The sequence below is a fragment of the Chryseobacterium salviniae genome (assembly GCF_035819015.1).
GTDB lineage: Bacteria > Bacteroidota > Bacteroidia > Flavobacteriales > Weeksellaceae > Chryseobacterium > Chryseobacterium salviniae.
Genome location: NZ_JAYLAA010000039.1, coordinates 143,992 through 167,035, shown reverse-complemented (window position 1 = coordinate 167,035; position 23,044 = coordinate 143,992). Strand labels below are relative to the sequence as shown.

At 37.8% G+C, this 23,044-nt stretch carries 20 protein-coding genes; 11 read left to right on the top strand and 9 right to left on the bottom strand.

The genetic code is table 11. From position 1 onward, the window contains the following. Window positions 1-148: 148 nt before the first annotated feature. Complete coding sequence (leuD, locus tag SOP96_RS11060; protein ID WP_326320995.1) at window positions 149-754, top strand: 3-isopropylmalate dehydratase small subunit; 606 nt, start codon at window positions 149-151, stop codon at window positions 752-754. Then, entirely contained in the window at window positions 738-1,859 is a 1,122-nt protein-coding gene (leuB, locus tag SOP96_RS11055; protein WP_326320994.1) for a 3-isopropylmalate dehydrogenase, read from the top strand. Before leuD ends, leuB begins: the two co-directional genes overlap by 17 nt. A gap of 152 nt (window positions 1,860-2,011) precedes the next feature. Here leuB and SOP96_RS11050 read toward each other — a convergent pair whose 3' ends face one another. The 9 genes from SOP96_RS11050 to SOP96_RS11010 form a co-directional block, all read right to left on the bottom strand. Continuing rightward, a complete protein-coding gene (locus SOP96_RS11050; RefSeq protein ID WP_326320993.1) occupies window positions 2,012-2,197 on the bottom strand; it encodes a hypothetical protein in 186 nt (61 codons plus the stop codon). A gap of 11 nt (window positions 2,198-2,208) precedes the next feature. Beyond that, window positions 2,209-2,814 (bottom strand): DUF4230 domain-containing protein, encoded by a 606-nt coding sequence (locus SOP96_RS11045; protein WP_326320992.1) that lies wholly within the window; start codon window positions 2,812-2,814, stop codon window positions 2,209-2,211. Between the two features lie 3 nt (window positions 2,815-2,817). Beyond that, on the bottom strand, window positions 2,818-3,384 hold the full coding sequence (locus SOP96_RS11040; RefSeq protein ID WP_326320991.1) for a TlpA family protein disulfide reductase: 567 nt from the start codon (window positions 3,382-3,384) through the stop codon (window positions 2,818-2,820). A 1-nt stretch (window position 3,385) separates the two neighbouring features. After that, the gene (locus SOP96_RS11035) at window positions 3,386-3,970 is read right to left on the bottom strand and encodes a hypothetical protein (protein WP_326320990.1); all 585 of its coding nucleotides are present in this window, start codon (window positions 3,968-3,970) and stop codon (window positions 3,386-3,388) included. A 2-nt stretch (window positions 3,971-3,972) separates the two neighbouring features. Next, entirely contained in the window at window positions 3,973-4,494 is a 522-nt protein-coding gene (gene dcd / locus SOP96_RS11030; protein ID WP_326320989.1) for a dCTP deaminase, read from the bottom strand. Continuing rightward, a complete protein-coding gene (locus SOP96_RS11025; protein ID WP_326320988.1) occupies window positions 4,478-5,173 on the bottom strand; it encodes a dCTP deaminase/dUTPase family protein in 696 nt (231 codons plus the stop codon). The genes dcd and SOP96_RS11025 overlap by 17 nt, the downstream gene beginning before the upstream one ends. Window positions 5,174-5,272: 99 nt before the next feature. Next, window positions 5,273-8,197, bottom strand: coding sequence for a reprolysin-like metallopeptidase (locus SOP96_RS11020; RefSeq protein WP_326320987.1), 2,925 nt, complete (start codon window positions 8,195-8,197; stop codon window positions 5,273-5,275). A gap of 204 nt (window positions 8,198-8,401) precedes the next feature. Next, window positions 8,402-8,902: a DinB family protein gene (locus SOP96_RS11015; protein ID WP_326320986.1), complete on the bottom strand. Its 501-nt coding sequence runs from the start codon at window positions 8,900-8,902 to the stop codon at window positions 8,402-8,404. Window positions 8,903-8,925: 23 nt separating this feature from the next. After that, window positions 8,926-10,065, bottom strand: coding sequence for an acyl-CoA dehydrogenase family protein (locus tag SOP96_RS11010; RefSeq protein ID WP_326320985.1), 1,140 nt, complete (start codon window positions 10,063-10,065; stop codon window positions 8,926-8,928). Between the two features lie 192 nt (window positions 10,066-10,257). Between SOP96_RS11010 and SOP96_RS11005 the strand changes: the two genes are divergently transcribed. From SOP96_RS11005 to SOP96_RS10965, 9 genes are all read left to right on the top strand, one after another. Next, window positions 10,258-12,120, top strand: coding sequence for an endonuclease (locus tag SOP96_RS11005; protein ID WP_326320984.1), 1,863 nt, complete (start codon window positions 10,258-10,260; stop codon window positions 12,118-12,120). Between the two features lie 259 nt (window positions 12,121-12,379). Beyond that, complete coding sequence (locus tag SOP96_RS11000; protein ID WP_326320983.1) at window positions 12,380-12,820, top strand: GPW/gp25 family protein; 441 nt, start codon at window positions 12,380-12,382, stop codon at window positions 12,818-12,820. 24 nt (window positions 12,821-12,844) lie between these two features. Continuing rightward, entirely contained in the window at window positions 12,845-14,719 is a 1,875-nt protein-coding gene (locus SOP96_RS10995) for a type VI secretion system baseplate subunit TssF (protein WP_326320982.1), read from the top strand. Between the two features lie 172 nt (window positions 14,720-14,891). Further along, the gene (uvrA, locus tag SOP96_RS10990) at window positions 14,892-17,723 is read left to right on the top strand and encodes an excinuclease ABC subunit UvrA (RefSeq protein ID WP_326320981.1); all 2,832 of its coding nucleotides are present in this window, start codon (window positions 14,892-14,894) and stop codon (window positions 17,721-17,723) included. Between the two features lie 7 nt (window positions 17,724-17,730). Further along, a complete protein-coding gene (locus SOP96_RS10985; protein WP_326320980.1) occupies window positions 17,731-18,333 on the top strand; it encodes a hypothetical protein in 603 nt (200 codons plus the stop codon). A 243-nt stretch (window positions 18,334-18,576) separates the two neighbouring features. Further along, the gene (locus tag SOP96_RS10980; protein WP_326320979.1) at window positions 18,577-18,978 is read left to right on the top strand and encodes a hypothetical protein; all 402 of its coding nucleotides are present in this window, start codon (window positions 18,577-18,579) and stop codon (window positions 18,976-18,978) included. Window positions 18,979-19,104: 126 nt separating this feature from the next. Further along, entirely contained in the window at window positions 19,105-19,980 is an 876-nt protein-coding gene (gene era, locus SOP96_RS10975) for a GTPase Era (RefSeq protein ID WP_326320978.1), read from the top strand. 68 nt (window positions 19,981-20,048) lie between these two features. Next, window positions 20,049-20,480, top strand: a complete 432-nt coding sequence (locus SOP96_RS10970; RefSeq protein WP_326320977.1) for a DoxX family protein — start codon at window positions 20,049-20,051, stop codon at window positions 20,478-20,480. 103 nt (window positions 20,481-20,583) lie between these two features. Then, window positions 20,584-22,986, top strand: coding sequence for an alpha/beta hydrolase family protein (locus SOP96_RS10965; protein ID WP_326320976.1), 2,403 nt, complete (start codon window positions 20,584-20,586; stop codon window positions 22,984-22,986). Window positions 22,987-23,044: the final 58 nt, after the last annotated feature.

Sequence of the window (23,044 nt, the reverse complement as noted above, 5' to 3'; positions counted from 1 at the left end):
TAACCATTCACTTTTTTAGCCCCGATAGAAACGGTTACCCCGGAGCATGTGAAGGCAAAAGCGATGGAGCGAGGAGTATGAGTGGATAGCGGGAAATAGCTTCTAAAAATTAACAAAATAATTACAACTATAATTGATTTAGCACAAAATGCAAAAATTAGTCATGATACAATCCCGGGCAATCCCGTTGCCGGCAGAAAATATAGATACCGACCAGATTATTCCGGCCCGCTTTTTAAAAAGTATTGATAAGAAAGGGTTTGGCGAAAATCTTTTCAGAGACTGGAGGTACAGTGTTCATACGAATGAGCCGAATCCTGATTTTGTATTGAATAATTCAAAATATTCGGGTGAAATTCTGGTGGCGGGAAATAATTTTGGTTGTGGAAGCAGTCGGGAACACGCCGCCTGGGCGTTGACGGATTACGGTTTTAAAGTAGTTATATCCAGCTTTTTCGCGGATATTTTTAAAGGAAATGCGTTGAATAACGGGTTGCTTCCGGTAAAAGTTTCCGAGAATTTTTTACGGGAAATTTTGGTCGGCATTACAGAAAATCCTGAAAAAGAAATTTTTGTAGATGTTGAAAAACAGACTATTACTTTTAATAATAAAACAGAAAGTTTTGAAATTGATTCCTACAAGAAAATCTGCCTGATGAACGGGTATGATGATATTGATTTTCTGATCAGCAGGAAAAAGGCGATTGAGGATTTTGAATTGAAAACACAGAAAATTTATGAAAACAAGTTTTAACATTGCCGTTCTTCCCGGAGACGGAATCGGACCAGAGGTAGTGAATGAAAGCACTAAAGTTTTGAATGCAGTTGGCGAAGCTTTTAATTATACCTTTGAATTCAGGTACGGATTGATGGGCGCAGAAGCGATTTTCAAGACAGGAAATCCTCTGCCGGATGAAACGCTCCAGATTTGTAAAGAATCTGATGCGGTGCTTTTCGGAGCCATCGGAGATCCTTCTTTTGATCATAATCCGGATGCAAAAGTTCGGCCTGAACAGGGACTTCTGAAACTTCGCAAGGAACTCGGGCTTTTTGCCAATATCCGTCCTTTAAAAACATATGCTTCCCTGATTGATAAAAGCCCTTTGAAAAAAGAAATTATTGAAGGAGCCGATATCCAGATTTTCCGGGAGCTGGTGAGCGGAATTTATTTTGGTGAAAAATTTACCGATGAAGAATCAGGATATGCCTACGATATCTGTACATATCACCGTGATGAAATTGCTCCTATTGTGCATATGGCTTTTCAGGAAGCAAGAAAAAGAAGAAAGAAATTAACTTTAATTGATAAAGCTAACGTTTTAGATACTTCCAGATTATGGAGAAAAGTCTGTAAGGAAATTGCACAGGAATATCCGGATGTGGAACTTGATTTTATGTTCGTGGATAATGCGGCGATGCAGTTGATTTTAAACCCGAAACAATTTGATGTTATTGTAACGGAAAATATGTTCGGCGATATTATTTCGGATGAAGCGAGCGTGATCGGAGGCTCTATCGGTCTTCTTCCATCAGCCTCCATCGGAAATGAAAATGCTCTGTTTGAGCCGATTCATGGGTCTTATCCTCAGGCAAAAGGGAAGGGAATCGCGAATCCTGTAGCTTCCGTTTTAAGCACAGCGATGATGCTGGATTATCTTGGACTGGAGCAGGCTGCAGAAAGGCTAAGGCAATCTGTAGAATATGCCATTGAAAATAAATATGTAACAGTGGATCTGAATGCTGATCTATATTATTCAACAAGTGAAGTGGGAAGTTTTATTGCGGATTACATCAAATATTCTGAAAAGTCTTATTATAATTTTGAAAATGTAAAAATCGGAAAATCGACGATTGTCTGATTTAAAAATAATTTCGCTTCGCTGAAAATTAGATAAAATAGTCAACAGTCCATAAAATTCATACGGCGGAGCGAATTTTTATACGGTTTGATTTTTATTTGTATATTTTTTCTAAAAAAAGGTTCTGCTTCTGAGAAGCGGAACCTTTTTATTTATTCTTCGATATTATCCGTTTTGCCGGATTTGTTATTCTTTGAAGATTTCTGAACGTCTTCCTTGTCTACATCAGAAGGGTTTGTTTTCTTTGATGATGCCGGGATATTCGGAAAATCCTCGTTTTGCTTTTTTGTTTCTGCGGTATTTGCAGATTCCTGTTTTTTGTTTTCTTCTGAGTTCATTGCTTTAAATTTTACAGTTTTAGAATGCCCAGCTTTCCTGTCTGGTCTTCTATTGTATAATTCAAAGCCTTTGCCAAAACGAAAATGCTATTGAGATTTTCCATGAGCTGCTGCTTGCCTTCGCCTTTCAGCCTGTTTTGATCAATGGAATTAATGGCTGTGGTTTTGGCTTTCTGCGTAACGTTCTTAATGTCTTTTTCTGAAATCCTGTTGAAGAAAGAATCATCCAGCGACTGGATTTCCACGCTTGGCGTAATTCTTATTTCAGGTTCCGGCAGTTCTGTAATAATCAGTTTTTTATTAACGGAATCTACTTCCATTTTCATCTTGTTGAGATCATAGGAAACCTGCGCATTGGTTTTAGTATAGGTAATAATACTGTTGCTGGATACTTCTTTTCCGAAAAATTCGTAGCCCATTTTTGTCTTTTGCATGGAAGAAGTATTCTGTTCCAGAACCACCATTTTATTCATTTTTGAGATCTGATTGGTCAGAATATAATAATCTGACTTTTCGGTTTTCTCAGCCGGATTTAAACAGGATCTGAAACTGAAAAACAGGATCATCATCAAAATAACTCCTGCCAGAAACGGTACTATTACTTTTAAATTTTTCAAGATTTATTTATTAAAAATTTCTTTGATTACGGACTGGTCGTCTTTTTTCAATATTTCAACAAGATCTCTTTCGACATATCCTGTCGTCGGCATTTCTATAATTCTTCCGATTTCCTTACCGTATCTTTCTACAATTATCGTGGGCACTCTCTGAACATTGTACCGTACCTCATCCCCGGTAGGCGATTCTTTTTTACGGTTTACGGCGATAATGGTAAGTCTGCTTTCCGGATATTTTACTTCCTCCAGAATTTTCATTAGGCGTGGAAAATCCCTGTGGCTGTCTTCGCACCATGTTCCCATGAAAACAACCATATTGTAAGAATTGATCTTGTGTTTTTTAAGTTCGCTGATTGCTTTCTGATCCAGTGCATACTCGTCATGCTCTTTCACATACCATTCGGAATACGGAGCTTCCAGGAATTTTGATTTCAGCTGGCTTCCCAACAGCATTTTGCCGTCGCTGGTGGTTTCCACTTCGCGGCCCACGATGATTTTCTGCGCATCCAACTGCTGAACAGTAAGGAACAATACGGAGAACGTAAGGATACTTTTAATAATTTTTTTCATTCTATTTTTCAGTACTTATTAGATTTCGAAATAAAATTTGAGACCAAGTTTCAAATCTATCAATATCTGTATATATTTGATCTATATAATACCAATCCAATGTCATCTTTTGCTTTTCGACAACATCATCAATTTTATTATCAATCTCCATTTTAAAAACAACTCCCAAATGTACTTTTCCTACTTCATTACTGTCATCATTTATAAAACCGATAAATTTTAAAGAGTCATTAGTATTAAGTCCCAGCTCCTCGATAAGCTCTCTTTCAAGCCCGCCAGTAATTATATTATGTGATTCTGTATCAATAGGATTAATATGTCCTCCAATTCCAAGCGATAATTTTTCATGTAACCTTCCTTCCGTTTGCTTTTTGGTTCTTCTATAAACTAAATATTCGTCATTACATTTTATAAATAGATATGGAATAATCTGTTTAAAGGATTTATTTTCTTCAGCAATATGTCTCTCCATCGAAGAAATATTATCCAATATTATATTATAGAGATTTTCATCCTCTATAAAATTTTTGATTAAATATTTATCAATTTTCTCTCTGTATACTCCTAGTACAATTTCTTCTTGCATTGTTATTTTTGAAATGTGGGTTTGTCTGATTTATTATATTTACCAGAATATGGTTTTACTTGTTTTGTAGATGTTTTTAATAAAAACAAATCACCTATTATTTGTTTAGGTCTAATCTTAATACAAAAGTTTGAAAAATTTATAATTTCAAAAGTTATTTTCCCAGAAAAACCTGGTTCAATTTGACCATCACTACAATGTATTGATACAAACAATCTTGCTAATGATCCTTTCGTTTGTAAAAGTCCAAAATATCCTAATGGAATATTTATAACTTCATGAGAACATGCTAAAACTGTAGATTTTGGTTTTAACACCAAATATTCTCCATCTTCTATAAATGATTCCTGTATAAATTCTTGAGGTATGGTATTGCCATAAATAAATTCGTAGTTAGCAGGAAATTTTAAGAATGTTATATTATTATCTAAACTTAATGATATTGAAGTTTCATCAAAACAAGTTTCATTAACAATATTATGCTGTTTGATGAGCTCTTTTAAATTATCACTTACTATTACCATTATTGATTGTTTTAGTTACTTTATTATTTTCAACATTCTGCTTATTATAAAGAATAAAATTTCGATTTAAAAATACATTAGCAAAAGAAGCAAGTAAAGCTATGATTGATATTAAAATTGCTAAAAATTCTTTATTTTCCTTTATTCTATTTTTTAAATATTTTGCTTTACCAATAGGTTTAGCGTTAGTATTAGAGTTATCACTTCTGTTTTTTAATGGAATTTGTAAATTTGACTCCATTGCAAAAAATACACAAGTACATAAAGGCATATCTTTTTTGAATATTATTTTCTTCTTACTTCCATTATAGATTCCTATTTTAAGTTTTCCCACATAACCTGGATTAATCTTACCAGTAGATATAAAAACTCCCTCAAATATTTTTAGTCCTTTACCGGTTACTAATCCAAATACATTATAGGGATTTGCTATTTCCTGTTTTACTTCTAACAAAATTGATTGAAATGGAGCTAATTGTATACCCTCATCTGTTATTAGATACGGCTTTTCTTCATTTGGTTGATACCAATTCTCACCAACGCATAAATCAATTGAGGATGGTCCATCTTCAAGATTGATTTCATGGTCAACATAAATGTAACTGTCGCTTGATCTTTTATTATTGTTATAAGTATTCCAGTCATTACAAATTCTTGTAGATAGATCAATTACAGACATAGCAAAAAGTTGTTTTATTATGGCAAATATATAAAATTAAAATTCATAAAAAAAGACTGCCCGTTTCCGGACAGCCTTTCAGTTTAATTGAATCAGTTATTAGTTTTTAATGAATCTCTTGGAGGTTTCCCCGATCTGGATTATATAAGCTCCTTTAATAAGGCTGCTTACATTAACAGAGCCTCTTTCGAGTTTTCCAGTGTTGATTAGTTTTCCACCCATATCGAAGATTTTATAATCTTCTGCCGTCGTATTCGAAATATATAAAATGTCTTTTACAGGGTTAGGATACAGTTTAACATCTGTGATCAGATCTTTCGTGCCGATTTCACCTTTTCCGGAGGATGAGATGTTTAAGGTATAATCTTCCACCTGTCCGTACGTATATGTTCCGCACGAAGATGAAGGCACAGAACTGTACTGCATCATCACTCTCATTCTTGTGCTTCCGAGCGTTGCTGTAGACGGAATCGTAATAGAACCTGTCACCGGACTTGTGGTAGATCCCGTTCTCGTCCACGCCAGTTCTCCGCTGTCTGTAAAATCTCCATCCCCGTTGTAATCAATATACACTGCGTAAGCTTCGCTGTAAACAGTCGAAGTCCAAACCGGAGTTACAGAAATGGTATAAGCTGCTCCTCTCGTTACATTGGTAGAAATTGATGTAAAGTTTTCATAACCGGCAGTTCCTGTAGACGTATTATTAATCGTACCGAATTTCACGTTTCCGATTCTCTCATCTGCCGTATTGTTTGCAGAAGCCGAGCAATAAGAAACCGTGCTTCCAGCCAATGTAGTAACATTTACCGAATTGCTTGAGGATGAAACATTTCCTGCTGCATCTTTAGCTCTTACCGAGAAAGTATATGTTGTGGAAGGACTAAGACTGGTTACGGTATATGATGTAGAAGCTGTAGAACCGATCAATGATGAACCTTGGTAAATATCATAGCCTGTTACCGCAACATTATCCGTTGCTCCGGACCATGACAGATTGGTGCTTGTAGAAGTTGTACCTGAAGCGGCAAGAGTAGGAGCCGTAGGAGCCGTTGTATCTACTCCGGATCCTCCATTTACCGTGATATTGGCATTATTCACATCAAAGAAAATATGATTGGAGCCTTTTACCATAATTCTTCCTGTTGTAGTAGATGAATTAGGAATCGTTACCGCCTGAGAGCCATCGTTTGGAGTTCCTGCTAAAAGAGTGGTCCATGTATTTCCGCTGTTGGTAGACCAAAGAATGTCGACGTTGGCTGCATTTACTCCGTTTGCCGTAGTTCCTGCCACGTTCCATGTTACGGTTTGAGAAGTTCCTCCGGTATATGTTGTGGCTGAATTTTGCGAACTTACACTGAAAGGCCCTGCCGTACCGTTTACTGTAATCACCGCATCATCTGAATTATTTCCGGAACCGCCTGCTCTGTTGTCGCGAACCGTAAATCTGAAATTATAGGTTCTGGCGACATTGGATAAAGCTTCCACTGTAATTTCCGAACCGGCCGTTGTTGTGGCTCCGGCTAAAACAGAAGCCATTCTCGGGAAATATCTCACCGGCGAAGCGGTTGGTGTAAATGATCTGAAAGTAGGCCCTGAAGCTTTGGTAGCACTTGCTGCCGAACTCGCCCCCGTTTGAGATGAAGAAGCATTATCCATCTGCTCCCAGATATAAGTCAAAGAATCTCCGTTGGCATCTGTTCCGGTACCGGTTAACATAAACGGAGTACTTTTAGGAATGGTATAATCCAATCCTGCATTGGCCGTAGGTATTGAATTTCCGGTATTGGTGCTTACAGGGCAGGTTTTAGCTTTAATATTATTGGTAATCTGCTGAATACTGATTGCATGGAAGAAAGCATCAGAGTGAGGCTGAATATCCTGGCTCGTAATTCCGGCATATCCCATGATGGTAGATCCTGATCCCGGTTCCATATTGGCTCCGGTTCCTTCATTGCTCATGGAGAAGGTATGGTTTCCGCCGAACTGATGCCCAATTTCGTGAGCTACATAATCGATGTCAAAATTATCTCCGGAAGGAATTCCGTCTGCCGGAGAGGTGTAAGCGCTCCCTTTTGATCCGTTGGTGCATACACAGCCGATGCAGCCAGCGTTTCCACCACCTCCGGAAGCTCCGAACAAGTGACCGATGTCGTAGTTGGCTTCACCGATAACCGATGTTAACGTAGACTGAAGCTGTGAGTTCCAGTTGTTCAACTGTGACGCAGGAGAGTAGGGATCTGAGGATGCACTGGTATAAATTACCGCATCATTATTTGAAATCAACACCATTCTCGCTGAAAAATCTTTTTCAAAAACTCCGTTCACACGGGTCATGGTGTTATTCATTGCGGCTAAAGCGTTGGCTTTTGTTCCTCCGAAATAAGCAGTATATTCTCCCGTACAGGATAGTGCAAGTCTGAATGTTCTCAGCTTTGCATCGTCTGCATTGGGTCTTGCAGTTACATCACTTGTTGCAGCTCCTTTCTGGGCAACATCCAGCACGGTACATTCAAATTTATTAAGATTGTCCTTTTTATCCGATTTTTTATAAACAATATATGTAGAAAGATCTTTGGTGTACGGCTCAATGAAAACCGCAGATTTGTCACCATAGATTTCCATGGATGAAAGTCCTAAAGGCGAGACGCTGAAATAGATTGTTGAAGCAGAATTTTCAAGGCCTTCACCGACGTAAGATTTTATATCGGGAAATTTCTCAGCCAGCTGAGGATCGAAATTGGAATTTTCGCGTACTTTGAAATTTTCCATTTTTCCTTCTGCATTAGGAAAAGAGATAATGATTTCTGATTTTTCTCCTGCTGCGAGTCTTCCAGGAGCTTTGGCAAGAACATTTTTCAATCCGTTAATATCAAGGCTGTAAATTTTAGGATTGATAATGTTGCTTTTGTTTTCGAAGATGTCGGAAGTTATTTTTCCTGAGCCTGAAGACCATAGACGATCGGTCTGCGCGAAAGAAATGCCGGATAGAAACAGCATTCCCAACAACGTTAATTGTTTTTTCATATAATTTTTATTTGATTGTGGAATACCAAATCTAATAAAAATATCATTACGAAAAATAAAATTTTTTAAGGAATTTTTAGATATTTCATTTAAATAATTATGTAATACATTAAATATTCTTATTTTTATATTTACTCATAAAAAGAAAATAGTACACGCAAAACACGTGTACTATTCACTTTTTAATGATATAATTCTAATTTTTTAAAAAGAGTTATCATCAGCGGTGGGACCATACATTCCGGGAACATGATTCCCGGTTGATCTCAGGTAAACAATCAGCTCGCCTCTGTGATGATATAAATGATTAAACAAAAAACCCCGAACGACATGGATTTTTGGTGTAGGAGGGAAGATTACATTCCCGTGCATTTCCATTCTCCACTCATTCATTGCAGTACTTTCGTCCCAATTTTCAAGGGTCTGATGAGCTTTGGCTACATTTTCTTCGAACTTTTCCACAATAGTCTGAGCCTTTGAAATATCTCCTTTATCATAATGATAAGTCCCCATATCAAAGACATCTTTGTTAAAGGTATCTGAGTACCAGTTGTAAACTTCAGCAATATGTGAAGCCAGCTGACCTGTTGTCCAGTTTTTCTCGGAAGGCTTCCATTCTAATGCGCTGTCCGGGATTGCATTTAAAAGTTTTCTTGTATTCTCTGCCTCATGCAGGAATTCACCTAAAAGTGCTTGCTTAATCATTTGTATTTATTTTAAAATGTTTTTTATTTTGTAATATCCCTTCCGATTACCAGTCTTTGAATTTCAGAAGTACCTTCTCCGATGGTGCAAAGCTTTGAATCTCTGTAGAATTTTTCTGCCGGGAAATCTTTGGTGTATCCATATCCTCCGAAGATCTGAACGGCATTATTAGCAATTCTTACACAGGCTTCTGAAGCATATAATTTTGCCATTGCCCCTTCTTTGGTCATTTTTTGTTTTGCATTTTTAAGAGTAGCCGCTCTCTGGATCAGCAATTCTGACGCATCAATTTCCGTAGCCATATCTGCCAGCATAAAGTTGATGGCCTGGAATTCTGAAATTGATTTTCCGAACTGGTGTCTTTCTTTAGCATACTTTAAAGCCGCTTTGTAAGCTCCTCTTGCCGTTCCCAAACTTAAAGCTGCAATAGAAATTCTGCCTCCGTCAAGGATTTTCATAGCCTGTTTGAAACCTTCTCCTACTTCTCCCAATCGGTGAGAATCAGGAACACGAACATTGTCGAAGATAAGTTCTGCTGTTTCAGAAGCTCTCATTCCTAATTTATTTTCCTTTTTACCGGAACTAAACCCAGGCATTCCTTTTTCCAAAACGAAAGCGGTAGAATTATTTTTAGCTCCTTTTTCTCCTGTTCTGGTCATTACCACGGCAATGTCACCTGAAATTGCATGGGTAATGAAATTTTTAGCTCCGCTGATAATCCATTCATCACCGTCTTTTACTGCTGTGGTTGACATCCCTCCGGAATCGGAACCTGTATTGTGTTCGGTAAGCCCCCATGCTCCGATTACTTTTCCTGACGCCAGTTGTGGAAGCCATTTATGTCTCTGATCTTCGTTCCCGAATTCATAGATATGATTCGTACAAAGTGAATTGTGCGCTGCTACGGAGAGACCGATAGAAGGGTCAACCTGAGAAATCTCATCCAGGATGGTAACATATTCGTGATATCCAAGACCTGAACCTCCATATTGCTCAGGAATAACAATTCCCATAAACCCCATTTCTCCTAATTCATGGAACAAATCTTTAGGGAACGTCTGACTTTCATCCCACTCCATAATATTAGGCCTAATATTTTTTTCAGCAAACTCTCTTACTGTCTCCGCTATCATTTTAATGTTGTCAATAGTCTCTGTATTCATATAGATATAATAGTTAATTCCCAAAGATAATTAAAATGGCGGAACGTCCAAAAAAATTATTCGTCGCATTCTTTTTACGTTGCAAATTTTTAATTTTCAATTATTTATATTCTAAAATTTAATACTTTATTAATAAAAATTACTGAACATACAGGATATTAATTTACTATTTTAGCCACCCAATTTTATAGCATGAAAAAATTTTTACATCTTACCATTCTTATAGTATCTTATGCGGCAGCTCAGGCGCCGGCAGGATATTATGACGGAACTTCAGGCTTATCAGGATATGCTTTAAAATCCAAGCTTCATGATATTATCTCTGAAAAGAACATCAACAGGCATTATGGTGATCTTACGGATTATTATAACCAGACTGACCTGGATAGGTATTATGATTATGGCGTTTCTAATACAACCATATTACTGGATATCTATTCTGAAATTCCTTCCGGTCCGGATTCCTATGAATACACTACTGCCAATATCATCGGGAGCGCCAGCGCAGAAGGCCAGGGCTGGAACAGGGAGCACATGATGCCCCAAAGTACCTTTTACAGCAATTACCCGATGTATTCCGATTTATTTTATGTAGTTCCAACCGATGCGAGGATTAATCAGCTGCGGAGCAATTATCCGTACGGAATTGCAGGATCCCCAATTTATTACACCTTCAGCAACTCGTCGAAAATTGCGAAATCAGCCATTCCGGGAATTGCGTATACAGGCCGGGTTTATGAACCGATTAATGAGTTTAAAGGTGATGTGGCGAGATGTTTACTTTACTTTGCTGTACGGTACGAAGGAAAGCTGGGAACTTTTAATTTTAACAATAATAGCAATCCTGCTTCAGATACCAATCCGCTGGACGGAACCGAAGAAAGAGCGTATGATCCTGCCTATATTTCAATGCTGCTTCAGTGGCACCAGCAGGACCCTGTTTCTCAAAAGGAAATTGACAGAAACAATGCCGTTTATGCTATTCAGAAAAACAGAAATCCGTTTATCGATAATCCTTCCTGGGTAAATGCCATCTGGAATCAGTCTCCTGATAATATAGCACCGCAGAGCCCTTCAAATTTAACCGTTACACAAAACAGCGCTTATTTTGCTACACTTAGCTGGACCCCCAGCATAAGCACCGATGTTATCGGATATAAAATTTATCAGGATGGGAATCTGGTGGGAACAACGAAAAGCTCAACGTTCAGCGCAGATCACTTAACACCTTCCACAACGTATAATTTTACCGTAAAAGCCTATGATAATGGTTATTTGCTTTCTGCCGACAGCAATACAGTCTCAACAACAACATTAGCATCGGATGTTTATGCCAAAGATCTTTTTGTTTCAAAATACCTTGAAGGAAGCTCAAATAATAAAGGCTTTGAAATTACCAATAAAACAGGGCATGCCGTAAACCTGAGGGATTACAGGCTGTCTATTCAGTTTCCGAGCGGATCGAATTATTACTTCCCCGATCCTTATGAACTGGAAGGAATTGTACAAAATAATGAAACATTTGTAGTACTAAATCCCGATGCCAATTTTTCATGTTATACCATCAACCAGGCAAAGTTTGTAACAGCTGCCCCACAGATGACCTTTTCCGGAAGCCAGTATTTGGAACTACGATATAAATCTACTACGGTTGATGCAATTGGTGTTTCGTCTACCAATAATTCTTCAGTGTTGGGAAATGTTTCTTTATATAGAAAAGCGAATATCAACCAGCCGAATACCGTATTTAACAGCAATGAGTGGGACTCTTATCCTTCCAATTACTGTCAGAATCTCGGAGTACTTTCCGTTTCCGAATTGATTTCATCAGGAAACACGTTCAGAATTTATCCGAATCCTGTGCAGAATGAAATTTTTGTTGAAGGAAAAACAGGCCAGGTAAGATCGGTTCAGATTCTCGATTTCTCAGGAAAACTGCTTTATTCTGAAAAACTGCCTTTCAAAAACAAAAAGAGTGTTTCGGTTCAGAATCTTACGCCTGGACCTTATCTTCTTAAGGTGGATGATAAGGTGTATCAGTTTATTAAAAAGTAAGTATAAAGATATTCTTAAATGGTTTTTCGGGGCTTCAAACAAAGTTTGAAGCCCCGAAAAACTTATAAACAGATAACATCAAGCAATTTATTCATCCGAAAAATTTATCTTAATGTATGTACTCTTGACAATTAAAAAGGTTTAAACAGTTTAAAACGTTCATTAATTTTAGAATTTAACTGTACTATATTTCGTGAAAAATCATTAAATTGGTATTCTCTTCTGAAAATGACAATTATTGCAATATAGAAGCAGAATTATGGACACACCAAATTACAGAATGCCTTTCGTGCCATCTACCTTAATGACGGAAGGAGGAAGCATCGACACCTGCGATATGGGAGAAAGTATTGCCCATAACATCATGTTGCTGATTACTACAAAAAAAGGCGAAAACAGATACGACGAAAATTACGGAAACGACGTATGGAACCTTGAATTCGACAATGGCATTACCAGCGCTGTCTGGGAAACGGTTTTCATTAAAAGCCTTAAAAAGCAGATTCAGTCATACGAACCCCGGATTGTAAATCCCCAGATTGATGCCCACATTCAGATTGTGGAGCACACCTACGATACAAAAGAACATACCGAAATCAAAAAGAAAGTAAAAATTGCCATCAATGCGAAAATGGAAGCTACCGGAGAGCGTTTCAGCTTTTCTACAGAACTGTTTCTCAGCCCGATGTCAATTGATTAATTTCTAACACCACAATCACAACTTATGAATTTAGACCAGAATATATATTCCAAAGAATCGGTAAAGGCGAGAATGCTTCAGAATGCCACCAAAGTTTGGGGACTGAAAAGCCCGCAGTCGCTTGATCCTTTTGTAAAATTATTAATTGATGCTTTCAGCACAGAAATTTTTAAAGCCAACAATGAAATACAGACGGTTAATGCCAGAATCCTGGAAAAATTGGCAAAATTATTAACGCCATCTATTTATACCCATCCGGTTCCCGCACACGCCATTGCTTTTACCCAGCCTTATGAATCTTCTGAAATCCTGCTGGAACACACGGAGTTTTTCTTCAGGAAACACATGACATCCACCATAAAATCAGAATCGGATAAACAGATTAATATTCCTTTCACACCGGTGGGAAACGTGAGGATCAACAAAGTGCAGACTGCTGTTATGTTTGTTGGCAATACCTGCTACAGCATTGATGAGCGGCTGAACAAAATTCCGATCGCCAGATTTCAGGGAAAACCGGAAGACTACCGAAAGGTAACCATCGGCATTGATGTCAGTCAATATTCCCAGGAAACTTTTCCGAAATATTTGAGTATTTACTGCTCAAATCCCGCATTTGAACATCTGGATTTCACCTACAAACTGTTGCCGTACATTACCGTAACGAGCAATGGGAATCCGTTATTCATCAGGGAAGGATTAACGTATTACAAAAATACAGAAGCAGAAGGCTACGAACAGATCTTCCACGAGCAATCAATTCGCAATAAAATCATTGAAGATGTAAAAAGCATTTATCACCATAAATTTATCGAAGTAAGCGGAATTTCAAATTCATTATTTACTGAACCCGGACAGCTGCCTGAAAATTTAAGGTATGTGGATTATAAAGAAGAAATCACAAAACATATTCAGGATAAGCCTTATCTGTGGCTCACTTTTGAATTTCCTCCACAGTTTTCCGCAGAAATTCTGGATAATTTTTCTTTTGTTTTGAATGCCTTTCCAATCTACAACCGCGGCTGGAAAAAAACAGAATACAGCCTCGATATTATGGGAAATAACATTCCGCTCGTTACCGATGAAGGTGAGCATTTCCTGTATGTTGATGAGGTTCAGGATGGCGATGGAAGGCGTTACACTGAAATTCCTTTTACCCCGAATGATAATCTTAAGAAAGGATTGTACACCGTAAGAAAAGGAGGAATGGAGCGCTTTACGAACAGAAATGCCGTTGATATGATTGCCAATGTTCTGGAACTTACACGCGACGAAATCGCTGCTTTCTCTTTATTAAACAGAGATAATGTAAAAGGTTTGCTGAGCGAAATGTCTGATAAGATGAAATCGATGATTCAGAAAGTAAATAATGCAAAACGAAGCATTAAACAGGAGCTGAACTATGTAATCATGGAGCCCGTTGAAAAAACGGATCATACCTACGCTTCATTCTGGATAACACATTGCACGCTGGCCAACCACATGCGTCCCGGAACAGAACTATCAAATCAACTGAAATCCCAGGTCCTTATACTCCTCAGTGAGAGCATCGGCGGCGCAGAAGAACAGAAAGGAACAGACAGCATTCAGGCTTATAAATATGCCTTAACAACAAGGGATAAAATCATTTCTCTGGAAGATGTTAAAAACTATTGCAGAATGGTTCTGAAAGATGAATTGAAGGAAGTCCGGGTAAAACGCGGAACCATGATCAGCAACAAGCCAAAAGAAGGATTCATAAGAACCGTGGAAGTTGAAATCGTCCCAAACAATTATTCATTTTACGGAAGATTATATTGGGAAAATATGTCCAACATTCTGAGGAATCAGATTATTCTAAAAGCCATCGACGGCATAGAATATGTAGTGAAAGTCACCAATGAAGATACGGATTTTTAAGATTATTAAAAAACAATAAAGTGAGCCGGTGAAATTCATCGGTTTTGTTATTTTCGTTTTGAGCTTTAAACAAAATTAACAACCTCATTTCCTAATATTTTTTAACACAGAAAATTCCATAAAATTCCGTAATTTTGCACATCGTGATTTTCATGTAAAATCACACCAAATTATGAGTAAATCAACAGAATATATAGAAGTTTACGGTGCCCGTGAACATAACTTAAAAAATATCAACGTAAAAATTCCGCGCAATGAGCTGGTGGTTATTACCGGCCTTTCAGGAAGCGGGAAATCATCGCTGGCTTTTGATACGATTTTTGCAGAAGGCCAGCGCCGGTACATCGAAACGTTTTCGGCTTATGCAAGACAGTTTCTCGGTGGGCTTGAACGTCCCGATGTTGATAAAATTGAAGGGCTGTCTCCCGTAATTGCCATCGAACAGAAAACCACCAACAAAAATCCGCGTTCAACCGTAGGTACCGTCACGGAATTATACGATTTTTTACGCCTTCTTTTTGCCAGAGTTTCGGATGCCTATTCTCAAACCACCGGTAAAAAACTGGTGAGCTATACCGAAGAGCAGATTCTCGAAACCATCAAAGAGAACTATAAAGGCGAAAAAATTATGTTGATGGCTCCTGTAGTAAGAGCCAGAAAAGGACATTATCACGAACTTTTCGTGCAGATGGCCAAGAAAGGATACGGACAGGCAAGAATTGACGGCGAATTGCAGGATATTGAATATGATTTAAAGCTTGACCGTTACAAAACCCATGATATTGATATTGTGATCGACCGCTGGATTATCGGGGAAAGCGCCTCGGAAAACAGAATGGAAAAATCCCTGCGTACGGCAATGGAAATGGGAGAGGGGCTCATCGGAATCCAAAAGCTGGGAAGTACCGATATTGAGTATTTCTCTAAAAATTTAATGGATGCCGAAACAGGCCATTCACTTGCTTTGCCGGAACCCAATACCTTTTCGTTCAACTCCCCGAAAGGAAGCTGTCCAACCTGTAAAGGATTGGGAACTATAAAAAAAATCAACACCGATTATTTTATTGAAAATCCCAAATTATCAATCAACCAGGGAGGTTTGCTTCCCCTGGAAGATCTTAAATCCAACAAATGGATTCTTTCCCAGATCAAAAACATTCTTGAAATTTTCGGATTGGGATTGACAACGCCTATGAAGGATATTCCGCAGGAAGCTTTGGAATATATGTACAATGGCTGTCATAAAGAGTTCAACAAAGACCTGAAATACGCCGGAATTACCAAAAAAATCAAGATAAGCTTTGATGGTCTTATTGCATTCATGGAAGAAATCATCGAAGACAGAGAATCCTACGAAGCCATTCTCCTTGAAAGACATTTTACCACGGAAGAAACCTGCCCGGAATGTAAAGGTACACGTCTTCAGCCTTCAAGCCTGAGCTTTAAAATCGATGGAAAAAATATTGCGGAAGTGAATGCTTTAAGCCTTATCGATTTAAAAGAATGGCTGGCTGACGTTAAAGATAAATTTTCCGAAAAAAATGCAATTATTGCCCACGAAATATTAAAAGAAATCGAAACAAGGCTCCAGTTCCTTTTGGATGTTGGTTTAGATTATCTAAGTCTGAGCAGAAGCTCCAGAACGCTTTCAGGAGGTGAATCGCAGAGAATTCGTCTGGCAACACAGATCGGATCCCAATTGGTGAATGTTCTTTATATTTTGGATGAGCCAAGTATCGGACTGCACCAGAGAGACAACGAAAGATTGATCAATTCCCTGAAAAACCTTCGTGACATAGGAAATTCTGTATTGGTGGTGGAACATGACAAAGATATGATCCTCGAAGCTGATGAGGTATTGGATATCGGCCCGAGAGCCGGAAAATTCGGAGGTGAAATTCTCTGGCAGGGAAAACCGAAAGATCTTTTGAAGGCAGATACAATTACCGCTCAATACATCAACGGAAAAAGAAAGATTGAAATTCCTTCCGAAAGACGCAAAGGGAATGGAAAAAATATCGTTTTAAAAGGCGCCACCGGAAACAACCTTAAAAACGTTACGCTTGATATTCCCCTGGGAAAACTGGTGGTCGTAACCGGAATTTCAGGAAGCGGAAAATCTTCCCTGATCAACGGAACCTTGTACCCGATATTGAACAGGCATTTTTACAGAGCCGTTCAGGAACCTTTGCCATACAAAAAAATCGAAGGCCTTGAAAACATCGATAAAATCGTAGATGTTGACCAGACCCCGATCGGAAGAACACCACGTTCCAATCCTGCCACATACACCGGAATGTTTACGGACATCCGAAATCTTTTTGCAGAATTGCCGGAAAGTAAAATACGCGGCTACAAACCCGGAAGATTCTCTTTCAATGTGAAGGGCGGAAGATGCGAAACCTGTCAGGGTGGGGGTCTGAAAGTGATTGAAATGAATTTCCTGCCGGATGTTTATGTGCATTGTGAAACCTGCAACGGAAAACGATTCAACAGGGAAACTTTAGAGGTTCGTTACAAAGGAAAATCAATTTCCGATGTATTGGATATGACGATTGATGAAGCCGTAGAATTCTTTCAGCCGATTCCTAAAATTTTTGCTAAAGTGAAAACGTTGCATGATGTTGGTTTGGGATATATTACATTGGGACAGCAATCGACGACGTTAAGTGGAGGAGAGGCACAGCGTATTAAATTAGCTACGGAACTTGCCAAAAGACAAACCGGAAATACGTTATACATTTTGGATGAACCCACAACCGGGCTCCATTTTGAAGATGTAAAAATCCTTATGGATGCGATTAACCAGCTGGTAGAATTAGGAAATTCCTTCATTATTATTGAACATAACATGGATGTCATTAAACTGGCAGACCACATCATCGACGTCGGCCCGGAAGGCGGAAAACACGGCGGACAGATCGTTGCCCAGGGAACGCCGGAAGAAATCGTGAAGTCGAAGAAAAGTCTGACAGGGAAGTTTTTGAAGAGAGAATTGGAGTAAAAAGTATATGAATATTTTAAATCAAAAAGACGGAAGAAACAAAAAGTATTTTGAAATTCAGGAAGATGGAGTTTTCGTAAGGACGTTATTTGCAAAAGAACTTAATGAATACAAAGTTCACTTTAACGATATTCAGGATGATGAATCCGTATTTAGAAAATCTAAAGATCCTATATTGATTGGGATTGTTGTTTCGGTTATTTTAAACTCAATATTACTAACAATTTTTATTAATGATAATTATAATCTGTCTTTTTCAGCAGGAATGATCGTGTTTGGAATTGCTATAATTCCGTCATTACTGGTAACTGCTTTGTGTAATAATGAATTTAAAAAGGATAATTCTAAAAGCCTTGCTTCCGCAAAACCTCTTATATTTTCTTATGGTAAAAAGCAAATGGCAGAGGTAGATTCCTTTATTTCAAAAATTAAAGAATGCAAGAAAAATTACTATCTGAAAACTTACTATAAAGTAGATAATCTGATTCCATCGTATATTCAGATTTCCAGAATTCACTGGTTATACGAAAATCAATACATTACAGAAAGTGATGCAACATTTATCATTGCTGAAATTAACAGTAGAAAAATTATTGACGGATTATATTAAAACAACCTTAGGTTTATAATATAAAAGAGGGCTGAAACATTAAGTTTTGGCCTTTTCAGCTCATAATTTACCTTCTAATATTAAATTATCAATTATTTTTAAAATTTAAAATATTGACAATCAATAAATTAATTTTTAATATTAACTTAATGTTAATTCAATATTAATTTAATGTGAATTTTTTTCATATCTTTGGTAGAGAGACTAAAAAAACAAGTTTAATAACATTAAAACCAAAGCGTTATGAAAAATAAAATTCAAATATATATTGCTTTAATTATTTGTGGAGGCACAGTAATCTTTAATACAGCCCAAGCACAAAGTAGTACAAACAATACGATTGAAGAAGTGCAGCTGATTAAGAATCAGACTTTTAATGATATAAGAACCCGATTGATGGATAACTTTGATTTAACCAACCCAGATTATAAACAGGGAGTCGTGAACTCCATAGTTAAATTTGATATTTCTAAAAAGGGTAAAATAGTGAATGTACATGCCAGTGGTGACTGTAAAAATGTAAACAAGGAAATTGAAACGGTTTTAAGTGGCTTGCCATACAAAGTAGGCCGGAAAAAATTAACTGAAAATATGGTTGCTTATACTTATGTGATGCCGGTAACAGTGGATATAAACGACAGATAAAAGTATATATTTAATTGAAAAGCCCCTGAAAATAAAGTGTTTTCGGGGGCTTGTCATTTTAAATCCCGGGAATAGGCCCAAAGACCAGATTTGTTTTATTAACTTTGCAGTTCAATATAATTTTTTATGCACAAAGCAGGATTTGTAAATATCGTCGGGAAACCGAATGCCGGAAAATCAACCTTACTCAATCAGTTAATGGGCGAGAAGCTGGCCATTGTTACCCAGAAAGCACAGACCACACGCCACAGAATTTTTGGAATTTATAATGAAGAAGATTTGCAGATCGTATTTTCCGACACTCCCGGAGTTCTTGATCCGAAGTACGGCTTGCAGGAAAAAATGATGGATTTTGTAAAAGATTCCCTCCAGGATGCAGATGTTTTCTTATTCATTGTGGATGTTACCGATAAAGCCGAGCCTTCAGAATTTTTAATTGATAAGCTGAATAAAATTCCCGTACCGGTTTTATTGCTGCTGAATAAAGTAGACCAGACCAATCAGGAAGGTCTTGAAAAGCTGGTTGAAACATGGCATGAACGAATTCCTAAAGCTGAAATTCTGCCGATTTCTGCACTAAACGCATTCAACACCGATATTATTTTACCGAAACTGAAATCACTGCTTCCGGAAAATCCGCCATATTACGATAAAGACCAGTATACCGACAAGCCTGAAAGATTCTTTGTAAACGAAGCCATCCGTGAAAAAATCCTACTGAATTATGATAAAGAAATTCCCTATTCGGTAGAAGTGGTAACCGAACAGTTCAAGGAAAAAGAAGGAATTATTTTCATCGATTCCATTATTTATGTAGAGAGAGATACGCAGAAGGGAATTATAATCGGGCATAAAGGGGAAGCCATTAAAAAAGTGGGAACCGAATCAAGGTTGGATCTTGAAAAATTTTTCAATAAAAAGATTCACCTGAACCTTTTTGTAAAAGTGAAAAAAGACTGGAGGAAAAACGACAGAGATCTGAAAAACTTCGGTTACCGATAGACTAAAACAAGCTGAAAAGCCGTTATATTTACAAACATTTTCGTTATCTTTAATTAAATTTTAACTTGATGAACTATTTGAACACTACAAATTCTAATACGGTTTTTAAAGATATAATTTTATTGGTGGTGAGAGTTTTTATTGGTTTCGCCATGCTGTCTCACGGCTTCCCAAAACTTCAGATGCTTCTTGAAGGAGGGAAAATTGAGTTTTTCGACTTCCTGGGACTGGGGCCAACCGTATCTTTAACGCTTACTGTATTTGCAGAGTTTGTATGTTCCATCCTGATTATTTTAGGGCTGTTTACGAGAGTTGCATTAGGCTTTCTTATTTTTACAATGATCATTGCAGCCTTCGTGGTTCATGGGGCAGATCCTTTTGAAAAAAGGGAAATGAGTCTCATTTATCTTTCAGTTTATCTTCTCCTTATTGCTTCCGGCCCCGGAAAAATTTCAGTCGACTATATGATCGAAAAAAGAAAAAGAGCCAGTGACTGGTAATTTAACATACAGGCAGCAAATTTTGCTGCTTTTTTATTTTTCATTAAAAGAAAAATTTAGGTTAACATAAAATTCATTAATTTCGTCGGAAAGAGAATATTTAATGAAAATAAAGATAACCATTTGCCTTCTGGCGTTTCTTAATTTTTACGAAGCGCAGGAAAATATCACCTATCAGAAACCATCTGCCGAAATCCTTAAACTGGCAGATTACGAGCGACCTCCGAGTGTCTTGATGAACAGTAAAAAAGACTGGATTGTTTTTAGCTACCGTCCGACTTATAAAACACTTGAAGACCTGAATCAGCAGGAAATGAAGCTTGGCGGACTAAGAATAAACCCGGTTACGAATATTTCAAGCTCCGTTACCTACATTAACAATTTAAAAGTCCGAAAACTGAATGACAAAACGGAAATTCAGGTTAAAAATTTACCGCAAAATCCGAAAATTGCGTACACTTCATTTTCTCCGGACGAAAAATCTTTTGCTTTTACCAATACAACGAATAAAGGAGTTGAGCTCTGGATCGTTGATCTGGAAACTGCAGCCGCAAGAAAAATTACTTCAGATAACCTCAATGCCAATTTAGGAAGTCCTTACACCTGGAATAAAGATTCAAAGAATGTATTGATAAAAGTTCTTCCTCAAAACAGACCTGCGCTGATTGATTCAAGTAAAGATCTTCCGACAGGACCGATTGTTTCTACTTCCGACGGTAAAGTTTCACAAAACAGAACGTATCAGGATTTGCTTAAAAATCCTCAGGATGAAAGGAATTTTGAAATTCTTACCGCTTCCGAAATTTACAACGTTGATCTTCAGGGAAACCTGAAAAAAATAAAAGATCAGGATATGTACACCGGATTGAGTTACTCTCCGGACGGAAATTATCTGATGGCAACCACCATTAAAAAACCGTTTTCCTACATCGTTCCGTTGAGTCGTTTTCCCATGACTACAACCGTTTATGATGCCAACGGAAACGTGGTAAAAGTGGTGAACGAGATTCCTTTGAATGAAATTATGCCTAAAGGTTTTTCATCGGTAAGAATAGGAAAAAGAGATATGGGATGGAGAAGCGATATGCCTGCAACATTGGTGTATGCTGAAGCATTGGACGGCGGAGACCAATCGAAACCGGCAGATTTCAGGGATGAAATTTTTACCTGGGAAGCTCCGTTCAGCAATGCTCCAAAGTCATTTTTTAAAACAAAACAAAGATACGAAGGAACAAGCTGGACCAACGATCATTATGCGATTGTTTCAGAAGGATGGTACGATACCAGAAATACAAAATCTTATCTCATAGATCTGAACAACGGGGAATCTAAAGTAATTGACGACAGGAATTATCAGGATGTATACAATGACCCTGGAAATTTTAACACCACCAAAAATCAGTACGGAAGATATGTTGTCGATATGAAAGGAGGGAAGTCCTACCTGATCGGAGCCGGATTTACCAAAGACGGGCAGCACCCTTTTCTCGATGAGATGGATATGAAAACATTAAAGAAAAAAAGGCTTTACACTTCCAATCTTAAAAATGCAAAAGAAGAGATCGTTGACATCCTGAATCCTTCAAAAGGGGAGATTTTAACGACCCAACAGTCTTCCAGCCAATATCCGAATTATTACAGGAAAAATATCAAATCTAACAAAGTAGAACCTGTAACTCAGTTTGCCAATCCGTTTGAAAGCATAAAAGATGTTTATAAGGAAGTCATTACCTACAAAAGAAATGATGGGGTGACGTTAACAGGAACCCTCTATCTTCCTGCAGGTTATGACAGAAAAGCAAAAAACGAAAAACTTCCGTTGCTGATCTGGGCGTATCCGACAGAGTATAAAGACAAAAATACAGCCGGACAAAACACCCAAAACCCGAATGATTTTACCTTTCCGTACTACGGATCCTTCGTATATTGGACGACCAAAGGCTACGCTGTTTTGGACGATGCCGCATTCCCGATCATCGGGGAAGGAAAAACAGAACCGAACGATACGTTTATTCCGCAATTGGTTGCCAATGCTGAAGCCGCTATTAACGCCGTTGATCAGCTTGGATACATTGATCGTAAAAAAGTTGCCGTGGGAGGGCATTCTTACGGAGCTTTTATGACAGCCAATCTTTTGACACACTCAAAATTGTTTGCCTGCGGAATTGCAAGAAGCGGGGCCTATAACCGTACATTAACACCTTTCGGATTTCAGAGTGAGCAGAGAAATTACTGGGATGTTCCGGAAATTTACAACACCATGTCCCCATTTATGAATGCTGACAAAATGAAAACACCATTATTGCTGGTTCACGGTGATGCCGACAATAATCCGGGAACATTCACGCTTCAGACGGAACGATATTTCCAGGCATTGAAAAACCTCGGCGCACCGGTAAAAATGGTACTTTTACCTAAGGAAGCTCACGGATATGTTGCGAAAGAAAACATTCTGCATTTGCTCTGGGAGCAGGATCAGTTCCTGGAAAAATGCCTGAAAAAATAATAATTTTTATAAAAATCCGTTCAGATCTGAACGGATTTTTTTAGCTTAAACGACCATA